The 22,895-nt window shown below is 37.3% G+C and carries 25 protein-coding genes; 18 read left to right on the top strand and 7 right to left on the bottom strand.

Annotated features, from left to right (window positions below; all coding sequences use genetic code 11):
• The first annotated feature begins 112 nt into the window (after positions 1-112).
• From AWW73_RS05995 to AWW73_RS05985, 3 genes are all read left to right on the top strand, one after another.
• Positions 113-1,084, top strand: a complete 972-nt coding sequence (locus AWW73_RS05995) for an inovirus-type Gp2 protein (protein ID WP_062849084.1) — start codon at positions 113-115, stop codon at positions 1,082-1,084.
• 154 nt (positions 1,085-1,238) lie between these two features.
• Positions 1,239-1,469 (top strand): helix-turn-helix transcriptional regulator, encoded by a 231-nt coding sequence (locus AWW73_RS05990; RefSeq protein ID WP_062849083.1) that lies wholly within the window; start codon positions 1,239-1,241, stop codon positions 1,467-1,469.
• A 97-nt stretch (positions 1,470-1,566) separates the two neighbouring features.
• Positions 1,567-2,490, top strand: coding sequence for a hypothetical protein (locus AWW73_RS05985; RefSeq protein WP_062849082.1), 924 nt, complete (start codon positions 1,567-1,569; stop codon positions 2,488-2,490).
• Positions 2,491-2,597: 107 nt separating this feature from the next.
• Here the strand turns inward: AWW73_RS05985 and AWW73_RS19020 are convergent, their stop codons facing one another.
• Positions 2,598-2,774: a hypothetical protein gene (locus tag AWW73_RS19020; protein ID WP_171254639.1), complete on the bottom strand. Its 177-nt coding sequence runs from the start codon at positions 2,772-2,774 to the stop codon at positions 2,598-2,600.
• 10 nt (positions 2,775-2,784) lie between these two features.
• Positions 2,785-3,375 (bottom strand): hypothetical protein, encoded by a 591-nt coding sequence (locus tag AWW73_RS05980; protein WP_062849081.1) that lies wholly within the window; start codon positions 3,373-3,375, stop codon positions 2,785-2,787.
• A 505-nt stretch (positions 3,376-3,880) separates the two neighbouring features.
• Between AWW73_RS05980 and AWW73_RS05975 the strand changes: the two genes are divergently transcribed.
• From AWW73_RS05975 to AWW73_RS05925, 12 genes are all read left to right on the top strand, one after another.
• Positions 3,881-5,107 (top strand): ABC-three component system protein, encoded by a 1,227-nt coding sequence (locus AWW73_RS05975; RefSeq protein WP_062849080.1) that lies wholly within the window; start codon positions 3,881-3,883, stop codon positions 5,105-5,107.
• Entirely contained in the window at positions 5,097-5,762 is a 666-nt protein-coding gene (locus AWW73_RS05970; protein ID WP_062849079.1) for an ABC-three component system middle component 1, read from the top strand. Before AWW73_RS05975 ends, AWW73_RS05970 begins: the two co-directional genes overlap by 11 nt.
• On the top strand, positions 5,737-8,085 hold the full coding sequence (locus tag AWW73_RS05965; RefSeq protein ID WP_062849078.1) for an AAA family ATPase: 2,349 nt from the start codon (positions 5,737-5,739) through the stop codon (positions 8,083-8,085). Before AWW73_RS05970 ends, AWW73_RS05965 begins: the two co-directional genes overlap by 26 nt.
• Positions 8,086-8,096: 11 nt before the next feature.
• Complete coding sequence (locus AWW73_RS05960) at positions 8,097-10,376, top strand: nSTAND3 domain-containing NTPase (RefSeq protein WP_062849077.1); 2,280 nt, start codon at positions 8,097-8,099, stop codon at positions 10,374-10,376.
• A gap of 583 nt (positions 10,377-10,959) precedes the next feature.
• Positions 10,960-11,220: a hypothetical protein gene (locus AWW73_RS05955; protein WP_062849076.1), complete on the top strand. Its 261-nt coding sequence runs from the start codon at positions 10,960-10,962 to the stop codon at positions 11,218-11,220.
• A 104-nt stretch (positions 11,221-11,324) separates the two neighbouring features.
• Positions 11,325-11,474 (top strand): hypothetical protein, encoded by a 150-nt coding sequence (locus AWW73_RS19015; RefSeq protein WP_171254638.1) that lies wholly within the window; start codon positions 11,325-11,327, stop codon positions 11,472-11,474.
• 10 nt (positions 11,475-11,484) lie between these two features.
• The gene (locus AWW73_RS05950) at positions 11,485-12,558 is read left to right on the top strand and encodes a co-chaperone DjlA (protein WP_062849075.1); all 1,074 of its coding nucleotides are present in this window, start codon (positions 11,485-11,487) and stop codon (positions 12,556-12,558) included.
• A 3-nt stretch (positions 12,559-12,561) separates the two neighbouring features.
• Complete coding sequence (locus tag AWW73_RS05945) at positions 12,562-12,810, top strand: hypothetical protein (protein WP_062849074.1); 249 nt, start codon at positions 12,562-12,564, stop codon at positions 12,808-12,810.
• Between the two features lie 92 nt (positions 12,811-12,902).
• The gene (locus AWW73_RS05940) at positions 12,903-13,619 is read left to right on the top strand and encodes a hypothetical protein (protein ID WP_171254637.1); all 717 of its coding nucleotides are present in this window, start codon (positions 12,903-12,905) and stop codon (positions 13,617-13,619) included.
• 27 nt (positions 13,620-13,646) lie between these two features.
• Positions 13,647-14,060, top strand: a complete 414-nt coding sequence (locus AWW73_RS05935; protein ID WP_062849072.1) for a hypothetical protein — start codon at positions 13,647-13,649, stop codon at positions 14,058-14,060.
• A 79-nt stretch (positions 14,061-14,139) separates the two neighbouring features.
• Complete coding sequence (locus AWW73_RS18425; protein WP_081409511.1) at positions 14,140-14,433, top strand: hypothetical protein; 294 nt, start codon at positions 14,140-14,142, stop codon at positions 14,431-14,433.
• Positions 14,434-14,486: 53 nt separating this feature from the next.
• A complete protein-coding gene (locus AWW73_RS05925) occupies positions 14,487-15,536 on the top strand; it encodes a DUF932 domain-containing protein (protein WP_062849070.1) in 1,050 nt (349 codons plus the stop codon).
• A gap of 465 nt (positions 15,537-16,001) precedes the next feature.
• Here AWW73_RS05925 and AWW73_RS05920 read toward each other — a convergent pair whose 3' ends face one another.
• A complete protein-coding gene (locus tag AWW73_RS05920; protein WP_062849069.1) occupies positions 16,002-17,198 on the bottom strand; it encodes an MFS transporter in 1,197 nt (398 codons plus the stop codon).
• Positions 17,199-17,284: 86 nt separating this feature from the next.
• On the opposite strand from AWW73_RS05920, the gene AWW73_RS05915 reads away from it, so the two are divergent.
• Complete coding sequence (locus AWW73_RS05915) at positions 17,285-18,088, top strand: AraC family transcriptional regulator (protein WP_062849068.1); 804 nt, start codon at positions 17,285-17,287, stop codon at positions 18,086-18,088.
• 17 nt (positions 18,089-18,105) lie between these two features.
• On the opposite strand, the gene AWW73_RS05910 is transcribed toward AWW73_RS05915, so the two are convergent.
• Together AWW73_RS05910 and AWW73_RS05905 are read right to left on the bottom strand one after the other, a co-directional pair.
• Entirely contained in the window at positions 18,106-18,741 is a 636-nt protein-coding gene (locus AWW73_RS05910) for a TetR/AcrR family transcriptional regulator (protein ID WP_062849067.1), read from the bottom strand.
• 232 nt (positions 18,742-18,973) lie between these two features.
• Positions 18,974-19,552, bottom strand: coding sequence for an NAD(P)H-dependent oxidoreductase (locus AWW73_RS05905; RefSeq protein WP_062849066.1), 579 nt, complete (start codon positions 19,550-19,552; stop codon positions 18,974-18,976).
• A gap of 327 nt (positions 19,553-19,879) precedes the next feature.
• Between AWW73_RS05905 and AWW73_RS05900 the strand changes: the two genes are divergently transcribed.
• Positions 19,880-20,260, top strand: a complete 381-nt coding sequence (locus AWW73_RS05900; protein WP_062849065.1) for a DoxX family protein — start codon at positions 19,880-19,882, stop codon at positions 20,258-20,260.
• 37 nt (positions 20,261-20,297) lie between these two features.
• Here the strand turns inward: AWW73_RS05900 and AWW73_RS05895 are convergent, their stop codons facing one another.
• Entirely contained in the window at positions 20,298-20,711 is a 414-nt protein-coding gene (locus AWW73_RS05895; protein WP_062849064.1) for a winged helix-turn-helix transcriptional regulator, read from the bottom strand.
• A gap of 95 nt (positions 20,712-20,806) precedes the next feature.
• Between AWW73_RS05895 and AWW73_RS05890 the strand changes: the two genes are divergently transcribed.
• Complete coding sequence (locus AWW73_RS05890) at positions 20,807-21,766, top strand: aromatic alcohol reductase (protein ID WP_062849063.1); 960 nt, start codon at positions 20,807-20,809, stop codon at positions 21,764-21,766.
• 122 nt (positions 21,767-21,888) lie between these two features.
• Here the strand turns inward: AWW73_RS05890 and AWW73_RS05885 are convergent, their stop codons facing one another.
• Complete coding sequence (locus tag AWW73_RS05885) at positions 21,889-22,788, bottom strand: LysR family transcriptional regulator (protein ID WP_062849062.1); 900 nt, start codon at positions 22,786-22,788, stop codon at positions 21,889-21,891.
• Between the last annotated feature and the right edge of the window lie 107 nt (positions 22,789-22,895).

The raw sequence follows: 22,895 nt of genomic DNA, 5'->3' as shown, positions 1-22,895 counted from the left end.
GATCTTCTATCAAGTAGTGCCCAGGCTACTTGATAGTACGTTGATTACAGTCAAATATAAAAAATAATTGAGCTGACTTACCTATGAAGCTTAACTGAATAGGTAGACCAGCATGTTGAATGAAACAGAGATACTCATGGCTATAGAACGCCTGATCATAGAGGTGAGTCAGGTATTAGAGAAAGGTGATCAAACGAAACGAAGTACTATACAAAAACTTCGGGCATATACACGGCAAGGATGTGATTTGATCCCTGCATTTAAACAGATCCTCACACGTAATCTTCAACTGATGTTTCCAGTCAATCAATTTATTCGAGTCATTGAGGTTGTAGATCGCCTGTACCAGCAATATGGCTGGCCACACACTGAAATTCCATATACGGATGAATATATCCAAATTTGTAGAGCTTTGTATGTACCACAAGTAGCATGGCGTCGTGATCAGAATCGTTTCTACAAACAGGAATATGAAAATCGTTTCAAACTAGAACAATACCTGAGAAACATCATCCAAAAGCATCGTCAAACTTTATGGGTTCGGGAAGAACTTAAATACTATACAGAGTCTTTGGATGAGCTTTCTATTGCAGATGTTGAATGTCATTTAAAAACTTTACGGAAACGGATTTCAGATAAGGATACCTGCTTTAAAGATTTGGTTGGCTATGCATGGGCTTTAGAGCAGGGCGGTGAAACGGGAGCCTACCATATCCATTTACTCCTGATTTATAACGGCTCAATAAGAGAAGGTGATTGGTGGCATGCGGACTTAGTCGGTGATTTATGGGAGAAAATTACGGGTGTTTTTGGGAAGGGGTTCAACAAGCATACTGCGAAGGAGAGAAAGTCTTATAAAGAAAAGGGCTTAGATGGATTGGGAATGGTGAAACGAAAAGATATAGCGAAAGTGAACAATGCGATTCGACTCGGTTTGTATCTCGCTGATCCAACCAAATATGAACAACGTTTACGAGTAAAAGTGTTTGGGATGAAAACATTTAGTCATGGTCAGTTCACACCGAGTTTGTACATGCTCCGTCAATCCCGAGAGGCAGATGACGATATCAAATTACCGTTTTGAAGTACTGATATATTCGTAGAGAAGAGAGCCATTGAGCTCTCTTCTATATTTGCTTGTTTAATTTTCTGGGTTTGTTTCTATGTTTCCTATTTATTTTTTATTGGGGCGGCTATGGTATGTGCACAAACGCACGCATCATTTAAAAGGAAACCCCATGAATGCGTCTTTTACTCAAACCATCTTTGTGATGAACAAAATCATCAACATCCATCAGGTCATCGAATTTACAGGCTTAAGCCGTGCCACGATCTACAGTTTATTAGACCCTAAATCAGAATATTATGATTCTACTTTCCCAAAACAGGTTCGACTCACTACAAAACGAGTCGGTTGGTCCGCCTTTGAAATTAATGAATGGATTGAGTCTAAACTGGCCCAACGTTAAAGGGCCAGAAGATTATTTCTGCAGTGATTTAAAGATAAGCACAATAAAAAAATATTGATCAGTACTTCCTATGAACTTAAATACAGGAAGTCAAAACATGCACCCAATTACTTTAACTCACTATGAACATCAGGTTGCTCCGCGTTTGGAACAGGATATTCATAAACTCTATTTGAGTGTTTGCTTTAAACGCGGTGGTGAGTATGATGCCCCGTTCTGGCGTTCCCATTTATTAGAGTACTTCTCAGACTGGTCGCAGATTTGCCTGATGCCTACAATAGAATGTGGACTATGGTTAAATTATTTCAGAATGTGCTTCCACGCGAGTCAAAGAGAGCTAAATCTGGTTGGTTTAAATCTCACTCTGAATCAGCAAGAAGCTGAACAGTTAATCGATCTGATTTTAGTTAAATTACGAAAAATATTTTCTGCACCATCCTTTCTGGAAATGATTGAAGATAAAAATGTTAAGTATACCAAGAGAGTTGAGCATTACCAAAAGGCATACCAACAAGCGACCAAGCATCATCATGCGTTAAACAAGATTAATCTGTTTCTAGGGTACTTGCCGGGTTATACCTCTGTAACCTCTATTTTTAATGTGGCCAAAGATATGCGCCAGTTTGAACTATTGTTGGGTCAATATGGCTATTTCCCATTTGATTATCTCTTCCAGTATCAGCGCGTTGTTCAGCTTGCTGAAAGTGGGGAGTACGGGATGCTATTCTCATTAACTCTAAATGGCTATATTTATCAGGAGAATTCTGCGCTATTGATGCAAATCGCCCGATTATGGAACTTTGTAACGAAGTACCGAGGGATGGTGGTGAACTTGAACGAAGCGATTACAGAGCATAGCCATCCGTTTACTGAGATGTTTGCAGCATTTAATGATGTGAGTGATTTTGATCGACTCTTACATCAAGATTTTTTAAATGTAGATGCAGACTCAATGAATGTCAGAATCTGGCCGCATGGTTTCAGACGTTTCCATGGAAAGGGATCACGTCAACCTTATTAGGTTATTTAGTTTAGGAGAGGGGCTGCTTAATAGCCCTAACCAATCTTGTTCGAATGGCATAAAAAAGTTCCTTGGAGGAGAGTTCAGAGGGCTTGTATAGTCACTTCTTAACGCTCACCTGCATATACTGATTTAATACCAGGGTGATCTTTACGCATATCTACATTTTTTCTTACTGTTGGATTAGGAAGAATAGATCGACCACAAGAAAAAGCTCGGTTCTCAAGCTCTATAACGATATTCTTGTAGTCTTGGCTATTGCGTATTTGTGTGAACCTTGTCATATATTCTCGCTCAGATGCGATCATCTAGATTATCTGCATTTACTTTTGAGAGATAGTCAAAATAAGAAATAGATTCATACACATACTTGGTTGATAATGTTGAGTATGCAGAAGACAATACAAAGAAAATCATTGAGAGAGGTAAAATGTATTTAGCAGCCAGAAACGCCTTTCTATAAAATTTATCATTTTCTTCGGCATCTTTAATTGAGTTTTCGATTCTTTGTTTAAGATCCTCTTCAGTTATGTCATCTTCTTTCGCTGCTGTACCAAAAACTTTTTCTTTGAAATCATATAGTTTATTTTTGGAATTTTCATACTCTTCTCTGTAGTGGAGCATAGCGTAGTAAAATGCAGAAAACAGTATTATATATGCACTGACGAAGCCAACAGCTAATGTCATGTAAGTAGATTGCTGCAGAGCAACTAAGTCATGATAAGAAACATTAATAAAAACTTTATTATTAAAAGAGCTGGAAAATTTGATAGCTTGAGCAGTAATTGCTGGATAGATGTAGTTAGTCAAGATCGCCCAGACGATACTGCCTGCCACAGTATAAATAATTGATACACCCAAACTTCTATAGATAGATTTTTTCATTTATTAGCCTGAAAATAAAATTCTGCATTAGATTAGTTTACAGACACGGAATGTTAGAATAAATGGATCATACAAGTCTGTTTAATAGTTAATCATAGAGACTATGAGAAATTTTTATAATTCAATACGAGTGCAGTAGGAGGGTGGTCAATGCTTCCTACGAGGGTAAAAGAAATATTTTACGGTTTTTCTTCTCATCTAAAAAAATTTAATATAATGTATCTAAACTAAAAAGTGAGTTATCGCCTTGAAGAAAATGTAAAATACTACTTTGATAGAATCAACTAAATTTTGGTATAAGGCATAGATTTAATCAATATATTTATTATGATCCTATACTTTATAATACTTACTTTAAAGTAAATCATAATTCGTTATTATTTGAATTTATAAAAGTATATCTAATCAATTTTTATATTTTATTACCCCCCAGTAATTATTGGTTAGAAATTTATAATTCTAAATGTATTTTTGGGAAATTTTTTAATAAAAGGAAGGGGATACTATGAGTGAAGAAGAGCAATATCCAGATAGTGCAATTTCTTCTTGGAGTGGTTTTGTATATCAAGGGAAAATTGCTTTATATCATTGTCTTAAATTGATACAGGACGGAGATGTAGATTTTGAATTACAACTTGATAGTACTGATGACTTTGCAGTTTATAAGAGTGGATTACTTTCTAGTGCTCATCAAGTTAAAGCAAAGATAGGTAAATATCGTTCAAGTTATAAAGAGGCATTGGAAAAGTCAGCAAAAATAGAGTTGGATCGAATTAAAGGGTGCATTCGATATTTTCATATATCTATACCTATTTCAGATACAAGTGACTATATGGATAGTAATGGTGAAATAGTAAAATTTTATTCATATGAGAGTGAAAAGTATTGTAGTTTGGCTGATATCGAGGGATTAACTAAGTTAGTAATTGCTAATATCTGTGCAGATAAAAAAATTGAATTAAGTGAAAAGCTATTAAATACGAATTATTGTTTACTGTCTGAAAAAATTAGCTCTAAAGCTATCGAAATTCATAAAAAAATACAGGTAGATGGTGATTCTGAACGTAAAGCTGCATATTTGAATAGGATCAAAGGCCAAAGTATTTTAGATGATCTTATTAATAATAATCCTTATAACGATACTGATTATTATGCAATTGATCTCAAGTTTAGACTTAAAGAGCATCTCGAAGATAGATTAGACCAGTCTCTTCCTGGCATGTCTAATTTAAAATACGCTCGAGCACGAAAGCTATATGAATATATTCATATAACTCCTGCCCATGAGTTAAAACAGCTATGTCAACTAATGAAACCTTCAGAACGTTTTAATAGCCTTCAAAAAAATGATATTAGAAAGTATATGGGGTTAATTCAGGCGATAGTTATAGAGCCAGTATTAGATAAAGTACCGCATTATTTATGTACTAAAAGTAAATTTTATATTCCTACAGCAATTGATCTTCCAGAAGTTGAAGAAAATCTTGACTGTTCTCAAGATATTCAAAGTGAAATGCGTAGTAATGAAGATTTACTTGAACTACTTTATGAGTATAACAATCTTATCGCATGTAGAGCTAAAGAGTCTTTTTTGGTCCAAACTAGATACACTGCAAGTACAGATTTTGATAATACTGAGAAACAAGAAGAAGCAGATAGCCATATTACGAAAATGCTATGCATTAGCATCCTTACTAAAGAAGATGCAGAGGCTCGATTAAATGATTATTAAACTTGTCGATGAAGCTTTAATTGCTCATCAATTTATAAAAGAATTAGAAACGGAACAGACTCATTTTTATAAAAGAGAAGTTGGTAGTGCAATCCGATTCGTAATACTTCATAAACTTGATACGCTTTGTACTCCAAAAGAGTTGCATGCACTAATTAACCAATTGGCTCCGAAAAGCTTTACAAGTGATCCTTCTTTTAAAAAAAACAGCGATTTAATTTGTGTTCATCACTTTCCACAATTATCTGAATTTAAGAACTATGAGGAAAAAATATTTGCCTTAGAGGAGGATCCGCATTATTACAAAAAATATGTTCTCTATTATAGTGATGCTGAAGAGATTGCTTTATCAGGGCAGTCTTATGAAACTTTAAGAGCGATTATAGCTGATAAAGAATTATTCAATGCATACAAAGATAAGCCATTAACTGCTACTCATTATAGTGTAGCAGCTAAGTTATTCATCAAACTCCCTTTCCTTGAATTACCATTTAATAAGAGAGAGTTAATACCACTTCGTTTGCAAGCTGAGGAGGCTGTGAGTGAAGTAGGACTGTTAAAAATGTACGAGAATATACAAAAGCTTAGAGATAGTAATGTTGATGATTTAATCAAGGAAATGATTTGCGATGAACTGGAAAATATCAAAGATTGAAATCTCAAGTTTTAAAGCATTCAAGAGTATTGCTTTAGACCTCGACAACTCCTCGTTAGTAATCTTAGATGGTCCGAATGGTTTTGGTAAGACGAGTACATTTGATGCTATTGAACTATTACTTACAGGACAAATAAAAAGGATTGGTAATTTATTCTCGAAAGTTATGACTAGGCATAAAAAGAATTATGAAGATAATCTTTTTTGGAACATTAGGTCAGGTCAGAAAGATTTAATAATCAAAATTGAGTTCTTTAATTCTGATCGCACAGTCACTTTAGCAAGGTATGCATCAGCTCAAACCTTGAAGAAAAAAGCACTTAATCGAGCGGATAAGTTTGTTCAATTTAGTCTATTTGAATTGCCAGATTTTTCTTCAACTAATTTCTCTAAAGAGAATTTACGCACTGAAGAATACATTGAAGAGCTTTTCGGTAAAAATTTTAGAGAAAATTTTTGTTTTTTAAACTATCTAGAGCAAGGACAAAATCAACTCTTGCATACAAGGGTGGATGAAAGAAAAGATGCTTTAGGTAATTTATTTAATATCACTGATATCACGACAGAAATTGATAACTGTAAAGTCATTGAGCGTAAGTTTGGGAGCTATTTAACTGACCCAGATCGTAAGGCTAGAGAAGCAAAGTTAATATCAGAATGTGAATCTCTTAGATCTATGGTTCAAGCTGATTTAGGTAGTGTGGAATATAAAAAGTTATCAACTACAGAATTACTGCCAAATTGGGATAAAGAAAATATTTTTCCAATTTACACATCAGAGATTTTTGAACAATATCTAGAGTCCGTACAGAAACTTAAAGAGCTAATGCTTCTCAAGAATGCTGTAAAAATTAGATATCATAATGAGCGTATTGAAACATATATAGAGCAGCATTCAGATTTATTACGGAGTTTAGCTAAGTTCGGACGAGATATTACTAAACTGGATATTTTAGATAAGACTCGGAAAGAGTTGATTCAGATTACACATGATAAGGCTATTATTCAACGTGGTTCGATCATTATCAGTTTAGAAGAAGCTAGCTCCCTTCCTGGTTGGAATACTGCGCGCCTAAGGTGGTTTGAGGAGCAAATTGTATTACGTAATGAGCTACAGCAAAAAAATAATTTGAACGCCACTGTGTTGGCAAATCTCATCCGCTTAAAGGCTAACTTACTAGAAGAGCATAATAAATTATATCCTAATGAGTCAAAGTGCCCTCTTTGTGGAGTTGATTGGCATCTACATCAAACTATGCTTGAGGCAATTGAAGAAAGATCATTAAAGATAGCAAATACATTGGATGTTGATGGAAAAACTCTGGTAGGTCTGATTGCTTCAATGGATGTAGAGTTAGCTCTAATTAGTAGTCATTTACAGTTGCTAGAAGAGTCTTTGATGAGTAATTACAATGGAATTTTACACCTTGCTTTAGAAAATGAAAGAGTTCGTTTGGTCGGGATTAATAAGTTGGCGGAACGGCTTGAGACCAAAGGTAAAATGTTTAATTACCAGTATTCAGAAAATCCTGAAATTGTGAATGTACGGTTAATTGACCTTATTACTTTGATTCGAGAAGAAAAAATAGTTGAGACTGAAGCATTGCCGAATGATTGGCGACAGATTATCAATACTACTTTTAAAACTATTGAAGATTTTTACAACTTTAAGCAACAAGATCTAATTGAAAAAACTGCATATATTAGGATTAAAGGTAATGAAGCAAAGAATAAAAATCTTCAACAGTCTCTGGATTTATTACGCAAAATTCAGAAGGAAAAAGAGGCAGCAAAGAGAGCTTGTGAAAAGATTAGGATACTTCGTAATACCCTTGAAACTGTTGAACGAATCTATGCAGATCATACCATTTCAGAAATAGAACTGATATTCCACATTTATAGTGGTCGGCTCATTCAAAACTATCAACGAGGTCTAGGTTTATTTATTGAAAGTGGAGATGGTAAGCAATTAAGATTTCTTACTGCTGAAAAATCTGAGCACGATGCTATTTTGTCAATGAGTTCAGGACAGGTATCAGCTCTAAGTTTAGCTTTTTTCTTATCGCTCAATAAAGTTTATGCCCGTATTCCTCTTATTTTAGTAGATGATCCATCTCAATCATTGGATGAGGTGAATATAGCTTCATTAACAGATTTACTTCGTTGTGAATTAAGACATTGCCAACTTATTTTATCATCACATGAGGAAGATATTTCATCTTATATGAGGTATAGGTTTACTAAAGCAGGATTGAAGACTTGTTCGCTAAATATGCAGAGTCTAGCAAAGGAAAATACTTTAACTCAAAGTGAAAATAATTAGGCAGGTCTTTTATGCGTAATCAACCAATATATCAGTCTAGCTATCAGCCGGATTTTGCATTGCATACTTTAGGTTGGAAGGCATTTCAAGACCTATGCGCCCAGATCTGTGCTGAGTCGATTGGGCGTACTGTATCGATTTATCGAGAGGCTCAGGATGGGGGGCAAGATGCTGTTTTTTTGTTGCCAGCTGATCAGAACTATTGTGAAGCAACTGTTCAATGTAAATTTAGTAGTAAACCTGATCAGCGATTAAAACTAGGAGATATCACTTCTGAACTGCAAATAGTTGAGACCTTGGTGCGTGATGGGAGAGCTAGTACGTACTATTTTATTACTAGTATGGGCGTTGATGCGCCTGTCGCAGCAAAAATTAGAACAATACTAAAATCTAAAGGTGTTGAACAACCTTTAGTCCTTGGTCGTGAGTGGTTAACAACTGAAATTCGGGGCAGTGCCCGATTACGTGCATTGGTTCCTAGAGTTTATGGATTAGGTGATCTTTCAAGTATTCTTGATGAAAGAGTAATTACCCAAACACATGCACTATTAGGTCATTTGTTACCATCTTTACAAGTTTATGTCCCGACTGCAGCTCATCGTTCAGCTGTTCGAATTTTAGGTGATCACAAGCTAGTTCTATTATTAGGCGCTCCAGCCATAGGAAAATCTATGCTTGCTGCAATTCTCGCAACCATGGCTGTTGATACTGATAATTTAGACTGTATTAAATGTGATGGACCTCTAGAGTTAGGACGGCATTGGAATCCTAATGAACAGAATCGCCTTTTTTGGGTGGATGATGCTTTTGGACCTAATCAATTAAGAGAAGATTATGTTGATGCTTGGATTGAATTTATGCCAAAGATGAAGACGGCAATTGATCAGGGATGTCACTTTATTCTTACATCTAGAACACATATTTGGAATGAGGCAAAATTACGTCTTGGTACTAGAAATCATCAATTGTTTGTTAATGAAAAAGCAGTTGTGAGAGTTGGGCAATTATCTCCAGAAGAGCGACAACAAATTCTCTATAATCATATTAAGGGTGGTCAACAGAAAGAGAGTTGGAAGTCCTTGATTAAACCACATCTCTCAGTGGTAGCTGAAGAACCTAATCTTCTGCCAGAAATTGCTAGGCGATTGGGGGATCCGCATTATACAAGTGCGATTAGGAAACTACCTGAAGACCTTATCCGTTTTATTAAATCCCCTCAAGATTTTCTAAAAGGTACTATTCAAGAACTTGGTATTCCCCAACAAGCAGCTATGACATTGGTTTTTCTTTCACGCTCCCGTTTATTATTGATTTTGGGAAATGAAATTCAGCTTGTAGCCGATAAATATGCTACATCAGTTGCATCTATTGCTCAGGCTTTGGAGCAATTAAATGGTTCCTTTATTGTGCAAAGAGAGGAAAGAGGAGTACGTTATTGGACTTTTATACATCCAACTTTTGCTGATGCAATCAGCAGTATACTTAGCGGAAGGCCTGATCTTGTAGATCTTTATCTTCGAGGTGTTAAAATAGATACATTATTAGCCGAGGTAGTGTGTGAGGGTGCTTCGCAAATTAATGATGCTGTATTAATTCCTGCTTCAAGTTTTGATGAGTTAATAGCTCGCTTATTGGAAACGCCAAATGAAGCAAATAATAATGAAAAATTATTTCAGTTCTTGAATCGAAGAATACCTTTAGAAATCCTAAAACGTTTATTGCAACTTGATTTGCATTTGTTAAACCGAAAGGGAAGTCAGAATTATTGGACTGGAATTTCAAGAAGTGCAGAGATATTATTAAAAGCAAAAGCTCACTCTTTAGGTCTACTAAATGAAGATATAAGACAAGAAATTTGTGATGAGCTTGAAGACGCTGCGAGAGTTCATCTAGATGTATCATTTTTATCTAATGAAAGTATTTTGGCTATTTTTAGACCTTATGAACTTATTAAAACGTTTCTCAAAATCATTTCTATGTTGGAAGAGACTATACCAGCCAAAATTTTAGAAACAGAAGATGATGCGGATCCGGATGCTGATATTGATGATCAGTTTGAACCCATAACTTCTTTCCTTGAAGAGGTTCAATCCTTGAGCGAATATGATCGTCGAATTAAAAGTCGCTTGGATGAGCTTTCTGAAGAGGTAGCTATAGCAAAGGAACGAGTTGAATTATTTCGGTCAGATGATGATGAGCAAAGTACCTTTAAGCGTGTTCCATTAGCAAATATGATGAATGAAAGTAATAGTAATAGTGTTCGTTCAATATTTAGTGATATTGACCAATAATAACGTAATTATATTTCATAAAAGATGTCGTATTCTATGTAGTTTTCTTGCATATAAAACAATAGTTTTAGTTAATGCAGCACTGCTTAATCTATTAAAAAAAAAGAATAATTGCTTTAAGACTTAGTCGATAGAACATTGACACCTTCAAAGTTGCGCATTATCCTTTGCATGCTGGCCTACATTGCCAGTCGGTTTTGACGGACCGTATCTCAGAGCATTAAAAGATCTTTCTTTTAGTGTTTAGCCCCTCGTGCCCCCCTTCTAAGGTGGAACGGGAGGGGGGACACCCTTTGGGTGTGCTGGCCTCTGAGACCAGTCCGTCAACCCCTCTTTCGTTCTGCCACCATAATTCTCTAATGCTTTGGCAGAACTCCCAAGATAAAGGAGTTGGCTATGCATATTCTTTTTATACCCCCTGATTAGTTTTTAATAGGGTTTGATGAACCTCTGGTTTCTCAAGCTTTAGCTTTTTTCGTCTAAAAATTTAACTTAATAAATATGTCATGTGAGATACACCGTGGCAGGGCTTTGTATTGCCTAAAAAAGCCTAAGCTCCATGACCAAGTCACTGGATATAACGATGAAAAATAAAATTTTGATGGGTGTGGTGGGTGTCATTGTTCTGATTCTACATGGCTGTTCTTCCCAGTTTGAAAAGGGAGTCAAGCAGGGCTGTTACAACATGGGTGGCAGTCGTAGTTATTGTTCCTGTGTCTATGACAAGGTCGAAGAACACTATGGAAAAACCGTCATGCGCCAGATTGAACGTATGAGCTATCTCCCAAATGATCTAGACCGTGTGATGTATCAGTCAGGTCAGCAATGCGTGGACAAACTCTAACACCAGATATTTAAAGCCTTAAGCAAATCATTGAATCACTCATTTCCTGTTGCCTGTCTGGGCAACGGGAAGGGGTTATGCAACTCAATTTAGGAATATTGATCATGAAACATCCATTTTTCACCTTCTATTTTACGATTGTCATTGGTTACTGGCTGTATTGCATTTGGGAATACCCGGGACATTACTCTGGTACTTATCTATTAGGGCGTGCTCTAGTCTGGCCTTTTATATTTATACGCTGGTTCTTCTAGGGGCATGATGATGAGCATATCGGATCGAATCCAGCAAAGTCAGTGGGTGCCCTTATTACGAAGTAGCGATAATATCTATTTTGCGCCAGTCATTCCTAATAAGAAGCTACAAGGTGCTATGACTTATCTTCCTCATAGCGTCAGTCCTAACGATGTATTGATGTTGATTGATGACACGGTGTTTGGCAGTGCCAAAGTCGGGATGTGCCTCACGGCAAAAGGGATATTTTACAAAGCCAGCTTTGAGGATGAACAAGCCCATCTGTTTGAACATATTCAGTGGGTAGAGGCTGATATTGGAATGATCACCAGTTCCATTATGATCAATGGTCAGAATGAACTGAACTTTACTCAACTGGATAAAGGTGTTGTGAGAACCCTAGTTGCCTTCCTAAAGGAATGTTGTCAGGGGCAACATGGTAGACAAGGCACTCATCAGAAAGTTGTAAGAATTGATGCCGAGATGCAGATCGTGATTGATCTGTTTGCCTATTTTATTACCTTTAATACGAGGCAGTGGAATGCCAGATCAAAAGAAGTTGTATCCGATCATTTTACTAAATTGAATGATCAGACCGTGCATCAGTATGTCGAGAAACTACTGAGTGAACAAATGAGCTTCGATTATGACGACTTGTTGCATCGTCTGGCAGACCTGAAAGATAGTCTTGCCTATAACTTTCGTAGGGAGATGATTGAGCAACTGGTCTATGCCATGGCACTGGGACAAGTTGAGCAGGAGCAGGCTGATTTGTTCATGACTCATTTATGCCGAGTAACTAACGTCTCTAGGGCAGTCTTTCCAGACCTCGTCAAAATTATCTATCAATGTTTAGCAGAAGAACAAAATAAGAAAAGAACTCCTGATTTGAATGATGAGCAACGACAGGCATGTCAACTTCTTGATATTCAACCTCACGTATTGAGTGAACAAACCCTGCAAGCTGCTTACCGCAAAAAGATGGCAGATTTCCACCCCGATAAATACCAAAGCTTACCTGAATCCGTACGGCAGCTTATTGAGCAACAAGCTCAACAACTCAATCAGGCCAGAGCTGTATTAAAGGCCTATCTAGGAGTGTAGCCGATGAAGATCAATACCCAACGGCTCAAACAGCACTGGAAATGGTACACAGCTTATGTGGTGATTTTCATTCTGTCATTTGCATTGTTTTATGCCTATGACCGTGCTCAGGATGAACAAAACGAACAGATGCTTGAACCGACTCGCAGCCATTCAATCAGTACTGATAATACAGCAGTGACAAGCATTAGTGACAAAGATGAAGTCCCTGCTTTTGATCAGGCTGACCTCAATCGGGAAAATCATAAATAAAGAAATTTTAAATACATATTACCTCAATGAGAGAGCTGACGAATTGCTCTCATGAATGAAGCAATTTCATGAAACCGAAAGGGGGAAGCATCATGACAACACAACCTAACAATACCCATACCCAGACTTTTATTATTGGCGTTTTATCTGCACTTGTTGTGGTACTTGCAGGATGGGTCGGCTATGACAAGTTACTTAAACCTAAATCAGAAGTGAAAGTTCCCACACAAGTCATTGAGAAAGCCGCAGTATCTGAACCTGTAAATGAATTGAGTGAAGCTGAAGTTGTGGCAGAACCAGAAACAAAAAATGAGCCGGTTAAAGTCAAACATGTTTCTAGTCAGCTCAATGGAAATATTCTGCAAGGTAGTGGTACTGGAGAAGTCTATCCTGAACTAGGTTTTCCTGACTTTAGCGCACCTGGTTATAAGAAACTCAATAATGCTCAACTTCTTGCACAAATTGATGCCGAGTATCACGAAGGCTTAGATATGACAGATGATCCTATTGCCTATGGATTGCAGCGAGTTGATCAAGCACCTGCAACAGTCAAGAAAATGTCTGCTTTTATCCAAGCCAATCTGCCGACCTTTGCCAATGAAGTTTTTGCTCGACCAAATGTATCGGATGTTGTGGTTGCTATGGAAGGGTGGATGGATCTCGGCAGCGATGGATACTTATACCGTGCGGTTGTTACCTCGGCACGATATCAATGTAGTTGGTATCAGGTTGTAATTAATAAGAAAACAGGTAAGGAAATCTATGAAGAATTTATCCCTTGCTATCAACCAAATCAAAAAGAAATTTAATGACTTATTCGATAAAGAGAAATTGAAATGAAAAAACTATTTCTAGGTATTGGATTTGCAGCTATAAGCATTTCAACTTATGCATTGGATTTACAGTCACATGAAGTACCCGCCTATTTAATTCAACAACAAGGCTATTCAGGGCAAGTGAACTGTACGTATCGCGGTGTTCTAAAAAGTGGAGTCCAAAGAACCTTTAAAGTATCTATGTTCAATGAGTGTGAACAGGTTTTGGCACTGAGTAATGCTACTGTCCATAATGCAATGAGTGAGGCAAGGATTCCATATAGTAGCCATCGAACTTTTGTCCGATTTATTGGGGTAAAACCTCGAAAGTTTGGAGGTATTTATATTCCGGGGCGAAGTAATCCTTGTCACCCGAGTTTACGTTCTATTCCACAAGCTGTTGCTGACTGTAAAAATAAACAGCGTGCTCGTTAAATAAGAAAATCTAACCGAGACATCAAGAGCCTGCGACTTCGCAGGCTCTTTTTTTATGCCTTTTTTTAGGAGGAAGTACATGCACCAGTGTCCTTACTGTCATTCATTACACATCACATTACTCCGCCAGACTGAGCCAACTTCGGGTGTATTTGCAAAGCTTTCATCATTCTCGCCGATGTCTCTGGCAGCAGCCTGTATGCAATTGTCCAAACGCAGTCCCGTTCATCCTTTGGTAGGTGGCTTTGTTGGCTTGGTGATCGGTGGAATGTTTCTGCTCTACGTCCAGCATCAAGACAATATGGTGTCCCTGCATTACCAGTGTGAGCAATGTCTGGAACATTTTGAAATACAGCAATCAGGCTTTGCTTAATTCTCATCGTTTATAGCATTCAAACTATTTAAATCACTTAAAGGAAATCAATCATGGCACATCAAATAGAAACTATGGCATTTGTTGGTCAAACCCCTTGGCATGGCTTAGGTAATCAACTCCCTCAAAATCAGCCAATTGAAATCTGGGCACAACAAGCGGGTATGGACTGGCGAATTGAATCCTCTAATGTCAGTTATATGGCAAAGAATGAAAGAGGGCAAAATCTCATTCTGCCTTTTGAAGAACAGCGAGTACTTTATCGTTCAGATACTCATGCACCGCTCTCGGTGGTGAGTCAGCGTTATCAGGAAGTCCAGCCTAAAGAGATTCTGGAGTTTTACCGTGACCTGACCGAGCAATCGGGTTTTGAATTAGAAACGGCGGGTGTACTTAAAGGTGGACGTAAGTTCTGGGCATTGGCAAGAACAGGACAATCGGCAGCATTGAAAAGTAAGGATGTCAGTAATGGCTATATTCTTCTGGCAACCGCATGTGATGGCACACTGGCGACCACGGCGCAGTTCACTAGTATTCGCGTGGTATGTAATAACACCTTGGCGATTGCTTTACGTGGGAAAAACAGCAATACGGGTGTAGTGAAAGTTCCACACAGTACCAAGTTTGATGCCGAGAAGATTAAACAGCAACTAGGTATTTCAGTTCTTGCATGGGATGAGCATATGTATGAAATGAAGCAGCTCAGCCAGCGCAAAGTCACTCAACAGGAAGCTGCAGCCTACTTTGATGCTGTGTTTAATAATACTAACCTGAGTATTGCCGAACAGGATGAAAGTATCATTCAGTACTATCGTCATGTTGCAAAATCTCAACCAACCTATTCATCCAAAGCCGACAATAAAAGTGAACCGAATGGACGTGCTATGTCTAAGGTCATGACCATGTTTAACGGACATGGACGTGGTGCAGAATTAGCCTCAGCCAAAGATACGGCTTATGGCTTGCTATGCAGTATCACAGAGTTTGTAGATCACGAGCGTCGTGCAATATCAACGGATCACCGAATGGATTCAGCATGGTTTGGTGCGGGAGCCAACATTAAACAACGCGGGTTGGAGCAGGCATTAATAATGGTGATGTAAATTAGCCTAAGTTAAATTTGATTACTTAGATATTCATAGCATTAATTCAAGAAGCCCTACCAGAAAACGTGTGGCTTTTATATTTAAAGTGCGGTTTGTGTATTATGATGTGATTCATGATCTAGTTTATAGAAAAATAGACTTATCTGAAGCCTTTCAAAACTATTGCAGCAATTTATAAGATATTTAGTATTGCTAAGGGAATTCATAAATATTATCTCGTGTAAGCAAAGGATTCGATAGGCCTGCTTAAAGAATGATTGTGTAGAGTTGAATAATGAGCCTAAGTAGAGCTATATCAAATTTATTTTATTTAATTGCATCTTCGTATTTGCTTATTAAGTTGTAAGAATAAGCAAATACCCTTTAAATTGGATTAAAAATACCAAATTTAAAGGGGGCTCAAATTGTCAGAATAATTACAATTTTTTTTTGTTTAATAAACTAAATCATTTCATTAGTCTTTTAATTGAAATTGCTCTTGTGCGCAATGTGTTTGTTTCTTCCAGCCATGATTCCACTTAAAGCACCTAGTACAGCGATTATTGAAGTCATCAGTAAAGGTAGTGTCCAGTCACTAAAGAAATCAAAAAGCTTACCAAATAATAATGGCCCTGATGCTGCCATTAAATATCCAATACATTGAGACATACCAGAAAGTACTGCTGCATCTTCGGTTGTGTTGGTACGCAATACGATAAAGGTTAAACCTAACATCATACTAGCACCACAGCCAAAACCGAGTATGAGAGACCAAAGTAATGCAAATTTTGGAGCAAATGCAAAACCGGCAAATGCTATAGCTGATAATAAACTGACCACAACTGCAGCTAAGCGTTGATCATTCATACGACGTAATGTTGCTGCTAAAATCAAACCGGGAATTGCTGTGGCTAATTGAAGAGAACCATGCATTGAACCTGCTTCAGCGGCTGATAACCCTTTGTTCATTAGAATTGTTGGTAACCAACCTACAGCGATATAAAAAGGCATCGCATTTAAACCCATAAAAAGAGTGACCTGCCAAGCAAGTGGAGATTTCCATACGGCGCTACTTGAGTGCGGATTGTTTTTAGATACATTAATCGTTTCATGATTCTTTAATTGAGGAATCCATACTAGAAGTGCCAGAATAGGTGCTAGTACAAATATGGATAAAGCAATATGCCACCCCCAAGCTACTGTAAGGGGAATAACAGTAGCTGATGCGATTGCTCCACCTGCACCCATCGTAATAGAGTAAGCCCCTGTTAACGATGCAGCACGTGAATGGAAATTTCGTTTGATTAAGCCTGGTAATAAAACATTACCTAGTGCGATCCCAATACCGATCAGTAATGTTCCAGAGAAAGTCATCCATGCACTTTGTCCTGAGCGGATAAGAATTCCAAATGCTATCGTCATGAGTGCAGCAAATAGAGTGCGTTCAATACCAAATTTTTTAGCTATAGACGCACTTAAAGGTGAAAATATGGCAAAGGCAATGAGCGGTAAAGAGGTAAGAAAACCTATTGCAGTTGTACTTAAATTAAATTCTTTTTGAATCCAAGGTAATACAGGAGCAATACCCGTAAAAGGCAATCGCAGGTTTAATGCAATAAGAAGAATACCGAGAATAAGGAAGATGGCTTTAGGGTTAAGTTGTTGTTTCAGACTACTCATAAATTAAAAAGGAAATGTAAAGAAAGGCATTTTATGAAATAAATTTTTGGCATAATATAAATGTTTAGACAAGTTATATCTAAAATATGCCAAAAAATAAGATAGTGGTAAGCTCTAATGAAGATTTCGATTCAGATGTCTTTGAGCAAACAGCGATTGCCTTACAATTAGCTCCGCGGCTAAAACCCATTGAGCCAAAACAACATAATCACAGAAAGGGGCAATTAATTTTGTCTTTACATGGGGCTGTTACATGTGAAGTAGCTAATGCATTATGGCTAGTCCCTCCGCAGCACGCTGTATGGATACCCAGTGGCATACCACATAGCTGTCGTGCTACTGAAAATGCTCAAACATATTTTTTATTTATTGAACCAGACGCAACTTTAATGCCTGACGAAAGTTGTACTGTTGCAATTACACCATTGGTTCGCGAGTTAATCCTTTATCTGGCCGAACAAGAGCCGTCATATCCATCTGATGGGTCAACTGCGCGTATTGTAACGGTACTCTTAGAACAACTCTCAAAAGCCTCAATTCAAGAGTTGCATTTACCTATTTCAGATCATCCGAAAATAAAATATATGGTAGATACCCTTATATCTAACCCCAGCAATCGAATGACTTTGAAACAATGGGCGAATAAACTTGCAATAAGTGAGAGATCACTAGCAAGACTAATAGAAAAATCTACGGGGTTGAGTTTTGGAAAATGGAGACAGCAGCTTCATTTAATGATTGCATTAGCTCAGTTAGCTGAAGGGAATTCCGTTCAGAATGTTGCTGGGAATCTTGGCTATGATTCAGTGAATGCTTTTATCACAATGTTCAAAAAAGCACTGGGCCGATCACCTACAAAATATTTTTCTTCACTAGAAACCAGAAGTTAAAAATTCTTTATTGATAATTAGTTAATCTGATTTTTATTGGCATAAAAAGCCATAAATACATTAATGCCATGTTCGACTCTATTTTCGATTTCTTGCGCTGATAGTGCAGGTCTAACCCCTAATTTTACTTCTAGATTTGTGAAACCTAGCCATAATCCAGTTAAATTGTCTGCTGCAACTTGAGGTTCACATCGTTTGAGCTCACCTTTAGCTATAGCTTGGGATAATAGTGCGATCAGCATATATTGTCCACGACCAGGTCCTGCTGCAAAAAAACGTTCAGGTAAGTTTGGGGTTTTGATTGCAGCAGATGCAATAAGGCGATCCCACCCTAAAATTTCTCTATTATTGATAAACTTAACATATCTCAATCCAAAGGATTTAAGAACGTCATACAAAGGCAAACCGAGGCTTTTTTCAAATTGTTCATCACTTATAGTGAGATCAGACTCTAATCGAATGACAGCTTCTAACAAGCACTCTTTATCTGAAAAATAAGAATAGATTGTCGATTTTGCTACTCCTGCTTCTAATGCAATTGCATCAGTTGTAACGTCTAAACCAATTTCGAGAAATAATTTTCGAGCTGCTGCTAGAATTGCGATTTCTTTTGACTTGTCTTTCGGACGACCAGGGCCGCGACTTTTTTCCATTTGTATTCAATTACTACTAAAAACTATTGTCATTATAAAAACATACTAGAAGTATAAAGCAATCCAATAATTGATTTAATGAGTAGCGATATCAAAACTAGAAAACACAATGTTTGATAAATTGTATATATCTTAGAAGGGGATATATGTTATTAACTAATAACAAACCAAAGACTTAATTATTCTTTTAATGGTAAAAAGACCCATTGAACGGGTCTTTTTAACTTGAGAATTAGAGTTCTTTTAAAAGATGTTCCTTAAATCGACTAATATCTTCGTCAATTTGGGGGTTCTTGTATATATCATTTGTAATAAAAGTTGAGAGTGCTGTCATTCCAAGGAATTGATTTGACTTATGAAAATGAAAGTATACTCCATCTACACCACGCCCTTCAAAGAATTGTGAGGGGTCATTAAATGCTTCTAAAGGTGCATTCCAAGTGAGTGATAACATATATTTTTTATCTTGTAATAAACCGCCTGAACCATATTTGTGAGATTCATCAGAACGTGTACGCCCATCGTTTGCATATAACTTGCCTTGACCGATTGTAAAGACTTCATCCATCCATTTTTTTACGGTCCAAGGCTCACCCATCCACCAGCCAGGCATCTGATAAATTAAGACGTCATTATCTAATATCTTTTGAATTTCATCTTCAATTACATAGTTACTGTCAGCTTTAGTGACAGTAACATTATGCCCTTCAAGAGTTAGAAGCTCTTGTGCTGTTTGAACATATAGTTCATTCAAATCACCTTTAGCAAAGTTAAAACTTTTTGCACCATTAACAATTAAAATGTTACTCATAAAACTACCTGTTGGGAGAATTATTCAATATAAGCTATTGAAAAATATTATAAATAAAAAATTATGATTCATAATGAAGTCAAAATAATTATACTACTATTTGGTATAGTAATTAAATTTAAACGTAATAAGTAGGCTATAGATATGTGATTTTATAAATTTTAGAGAAAACTTTTGAAATAAATTATATTTTTAAATCATTGTATTATTTGAAGTTAATTTAATATCTCATCTTGGTCTTATGAGGAAACTAAGTTGTAATTTTATTTTTTAATTAATAATATCAATTTGCATACTGATCGGTATGAATATTAAAGGTGTGAATGTATGTTAGAAATTTTATCTGGTTCTATTTTCTTTTTCTTGTCTAAGGTTATTTTGACTTTTTTCTTTTGGAGGGCAGGTATTTACGGGCTTTTCAACTTCAATGAAATTGAAAAAGAAATGATCGAAGTTAAACTTCCAAATCCTAAGTTATTTGCAGTAGCTACAATACTTTGTCAACTTATTGGATCAGCTTTGGTTATTTTCAACCCTCTGGGCTATGGATGGGTTGGTGCTAGTGGTTTAATTATTTTCACTCTTTTAACTATTCCGTTTGGCCATGCTTTCTGGAAATTTAATGAACCTAAGCGAACCGCTGAATTTCATATTGCATTAGAACATATATCACTTATTGGTGGGCTTATGTTGGTAGCAGGGCTATGAATCATTAGCTCTGCCATCCATTCCGAAAAAGGAGAAGCTATGAGTGTAAGTCCTCATGTAATTTATCGAAATTCTGCCTAGCTTCACGAAAACGATCTGCATTTTCTACAATCCAGGTCCAGAGCGGGATCATACGAACGAGTAACTCCATGCCTGTGTCAGACAATTCGTACTCGACTCTGGGTGGCATTTCTGCGTAATCATGTCGGAGTACTAAGCCATCACGCTCAAGTTGCCGTAAAGTCCGTGTCAACATACGCTGAGTAACGCCATGCATACGTCTGCCGATTTCAGCATGGCGCAGTCTCCCATACACGCCCAGCGTGTTGATAACACCAAGAGACCAACGGCTTCCTGCATGCACAAGAACCTCTCGTCGTAATCCATCATCATCGTCTCTCAAGCCATTACAAACGGTCTGTGAATATTGAAGTATTTCATCTTGATCCATTCATTTTGCTCCCAGCAGTATCACGCATGTACCTTCTTTTATGCTCACTCTTGAATTGCTAGAGTACAGCAATTCATTTCTTAATAGGCCTGTTTATGAATAAAGCAGATACCAATATTACATCTAAAAATATTCTTGTACTCGGTGCTGGCGAACTGGGTTTTCCTGTATTACGCAGCCTTGCGCTCCGTGCACGGGATGAGGGTGATGCTAAAATCAGCGTTTTATTGCGTGCAAGTGCCATTGAGTCTAACGAACCAGACAAGCGAAATCTTATCACCGAGATTAGAAATCTCGGAATTGAGATCATTGAAGGAGACCTTGTTAAGAGTTCTATTGATGAGCTGGCAGAAATATTTGCTCAATATGATACGGTAATCGGTTGCGCAGGCTATGCAGCAGGAATCGATACACCAATAAAGTTGGCGCGAGCTGCTTTGCAGGCAAGAATCCCAAGATATTTCCCATGGCAGTTTGGGGCTGATTTTGATGAGATCGGTCGTGGTAGTCCTCAAGACATTTTCGATGCACAGATAGATGTACGTGAATTATTACGCAGTCAGCATGAGACAGAGTGGGTTATCATTTCGACTGGTATATTCATGAGTTATCTGTTTGAACCAGACTTTGGTGTCGTTGACTTGCAAAACGATACTGTTCACGCTTTGGGGAGTCTTGACAACACGATGACGCTTACAACACCTGATGATATCGGGATGTTAACTGCCGAAATTGTTTTCTTCAAACCACGTATATGTAATGAAATCGTGTATATCGCTGGTGATACGGTTACTTACAGTGATGTTGCTGACAAACTGCAAGCTGCACTTGGCCGTCCCTTTAGACGCTTAGAATGGAGTGAGCAGTATTTGATGGATAAATTAGAACGTAATCCAAACGATATGATGAATAAATATCGTGCAGTTTTTGCTCAAGGGCGTGGGGTCGCATGGGATAAGGGGCGTACGTTTAACCATCAGCATGCTATTCCAGTTACTGATGTATCATCTTGGATCAATACAAATCTTATCTTAAATAACAACAAGTCAATTTAATTTCTATTAGTAATAAACCTACTAATTAGTTCTGCTCTCTAGCTTTATAAGCTGGGGAGCAATTCTGCATCTAAACGTCATTATTTTAAGAAAACAGAAGAAATTACTGAAAATAAATCAGATCATTTATTGTTAATAATTTCGGCCATCCACTCTGAAAATACACGTATTGCAGGTGAAAGAAAACGCTGATGCGGATAAAGTAAAGTCACAGCAACAGGCGGTGGGCACCAGTCTTGTAATACGGCAATTAGTCTTTTTTCTTTTAAGTGTTCTTCCACAAGTCTTTCAGCAAGTTGAGCGATTCCGTGTCCTTCAAGGCACATTTTTATATAAAGCTCAGTTTCATTAACAGCGGTAGTCCCACTCATTTGTACAGTTTTTTTCTCTCCATTATGTACAAAGCGCATTTCACCTGCGTGTCTATTGTTCCCTGAAAAATAATGAACAGCACGGTGATGTTCTAAATCATAGGGAGTTTTTGGAATTCCATTTTCTTTTAAATATGCTGCTGAAGCACATGTTACCCAGCGGAACTCACCAAGAGGGCGGGCAACCAGCGTGGAGTTTTCTAAATTTCCCATGCGGATCACACAATCCACACCCTCCTTAATAAGATCTACTTGTCTATCACTGACGCCTATCATGAGGTAAATATCTGGATAACGGTGCTGAAAATCTTTCAGATTTGGCATGATCACCGAATGAGCAATACCTGCGGGCATATCAACTCGTAATCGACCCTGCGGCTGTTTGATGGCCTTAGTTAGGTTGGACTCAGTATGTTCAATTAGGTCGAGTATATCTCTGCACTGGATGAGATATTCTGCACCTTCTGGAGTCAGGCTAACCCGTCTCGTTGTCCTGTTTAATAGACGGACTTGTAAATACTTTTCAAGATTTTTAACTGTGCTAGTGACTGTTGAGGCAGGTAGGGAAAGTGCTTCTGCTGCGTGGATAAAGCTTTCAGCTTCTGCCACTCGAACAAAAATCTGCATTGCCTGAATACGATCCAATCTCATACCTTTATCCCAGTACCATCTTTATAGTCTTAGATTATTCGCTTTTGCTGAATAATAAAAACAGTTTAGTTACTTTTTAATTAAGCAGGTTGAAGACAATGCAAAGT

This window comes from Acinetobacter lactucae, assembly GCF_001605885.1.
GTDB lineage: Bacteria > Pseudomonadota > Gammaproteobacteria > Pseudomonadales > Moraxellaceae > Acinetobacter > Acinetobacter lactucae.
Note: the sequence above shows the minus strand (reverse complement) of the source record. Positions and strands in the feature narration are given on the sequence as shown.

What these genes read in the sequence shown, in the direction of transcription:
- AWW73_RS05985 (WP_062849082.1), top strand. Translation starts at nt 1,567, where the DNA reads ATGCACCCAATTACTTTAACTCACTATGAACATCAGGTTGCTCCGCGT.
- AWW73_RS05945 (WP_062849074.1), top strand. Translation starts at nt 12,562, where the DNA reads ATGAAGATCAATACCCAACGGCTCAAACAGCACTGGAAATGGTACACA.
- AWW73_RS05955 (WP_062849076.1), top strand. Translation starts at nt 10,960, where the DNA reads ATGAAAAATAAAATTTTGATGGGTGTGGTGGGTGTCATTGTTCTGATT.
- AWW73_RS05915 (WP_062849068.1), top strand. Translation starts at nt 17,285, where the DNA reads ATGCCAAAAAATAAGATAGTGGTAAGCTCTAATGAAGATTTCGATTCA.
- AWW73_RS05925 (WP_062849070.1), top strand. Translation starts at nt 14,487, where the DNA reads ATGGCACATCAAATAGAAACTATGGCATTTGTTGGTCAAACCCCTTGG.
- AWW73_RS05980 (WP_062849081.1), bottom strand. Translation starts at nt 3,375, where the DNA reads ATGAAAAAATCTATCTATAGAAGTTTGGGTGTATCAATTATTTATACT.
- AWW73_RS05910 (WP_062849067.1), bottom strand. Translation starts at nt 18,741, where the DNA reads ATGGAAAAAAGTCGCGGCCCTGGTCGTCCGAAAGACAAGTCAAAAGAA.
- AWW73_RS05940 (WP_171254637.1), top strand. Translation starts at nt 12,903, where the DNA reads ATGACAACACAACCTAACAATACCCATACCCAGACTTTTATTATTGGC.
- AWW73_RS05950 (WP_062849075.1), top strand. Translation starts at nt 11,485, where the DNA reads ATGAGCATATCGGATCGAATCCAGCAAAGTCAGTGGGTGCCCTTATTA.
- AWW73_RS05920 (WP_062849069.1), bottom strand. Translation starts at nt 17,198, where the DNA reads ATGAGTAGTCTGAAACAACAACTTAACCCTAAAGCCATCTTCCTTATT.
- AWW73_RS05995 (WP_062849084.1), top strand. Translation starts at nt 113, where the DNA reads ATGTTGAATGAAACAGAGATACTCATGGCTATAGAACGCCTGATCATA.
- AWW73_RS18425 (WP_081409511.1), top strand. Translation starts at nt 14,140, where the DNA reads ATGCACCAGTGTCCTTACTGTCATTCATTACACATCACATTACTCCGC.
- AWW73_RS19020 (WP_171254639.1), bottom strand. Translation starts at nt 2,774, where the DNA reads ATGACAAGGTTCACACAAATACGCAATAGCCAAGACTACAAGAATATC.
- AWW73_RS05965 (WP_062849078.1), top strand. Translation starts at nt 5,737, where the DNA reads ATGAACTGGAAAATATCAAAGATTGAAATCTCAAGTTTTAAAGCATTC.
- AWW73_RS05990 (WP_062849083.1), top strand. Translation starts at nt 1,239, where the DNA reads ATGAATGCGTCTTTTACTCAAACCATCTTTGTGATGAACAAAATCATC.
- AWW73_RS05885 (WP_062849062.1), bottom strand. Translation starts at nt 22,788, where the DNA reads ATGAGATTGGATCGTATTCAGGCAATGCAGATTTTTGTTCGAGTGGCA.
- AWW73_RS05960 (WP_062849077.1), top strand. Translation starts at nt 8,097, where the DNA reads ATGCGTAATCAACCAATATATCAGTCTAGCTATCAGCCGGATTTTGCA.
- AWW73_RS05970 (WP_062849079.1), top strand. Translation starts at nt 5,097, where the DNA reads ATGATTATTAAACTTGTCGATGAAGCTTTAATTGCTCATCAATTTATA.
- AWW73_RS05905 (WP_062849066.1), bottom strand. Translation starts at nt 19,552, where the DNA reads ATGAGTAACATTTTAATTGTTAATGGTGCAAAAAGTTTTAACTTTGCT.
- AWW73_RS05975 (WP_062849080.1), top strand. Translation starts at nt 3,881, where the DNA reads ATGAGTGAAGAAGAGCAATATCCAGATAGTGCAATTTCTTCTTGGAGT.
- AWW73_RS05890 (WP_062849063.1), top strand. Translation starts at nt 20,807, where the DNA reads ATGAATAAAGCAGATACCAATATTACATCTAAAAATATTCTTGTACTC.
- AWW73_RS05935 (WP_062849072.1), top strand. Translation starts at nt 13,647, where the DNA reads ATGAAAAAACTATTTCTAGGTATTGGATTTGCAGCTATAAGCATTTCA.
- AWW73_RS05895 (WP_062849064.1), bottom strand. Translation starts at nt 20,711, where the DNA reads ATGGATCAAGATGAAATACTTCAATATTCACAGACCGTTTGTAATGGC.
- AWW73_RS05900 (WP_062849065.1), top strand. Translation starts at nt 19,880, where the DNA reads ATGTTAGAAATTTTATCTGGTTCTATTTTCTTTTTCTTGTCTAAGGTT.
- AWW73_RS19015 (WP_171254638.1), top strand. Translation starts at nt 11,325, where the DNA reads ATGAAACATCCATTTTTCACCTTCTATTTTACGATTGTCATTGGTTAC.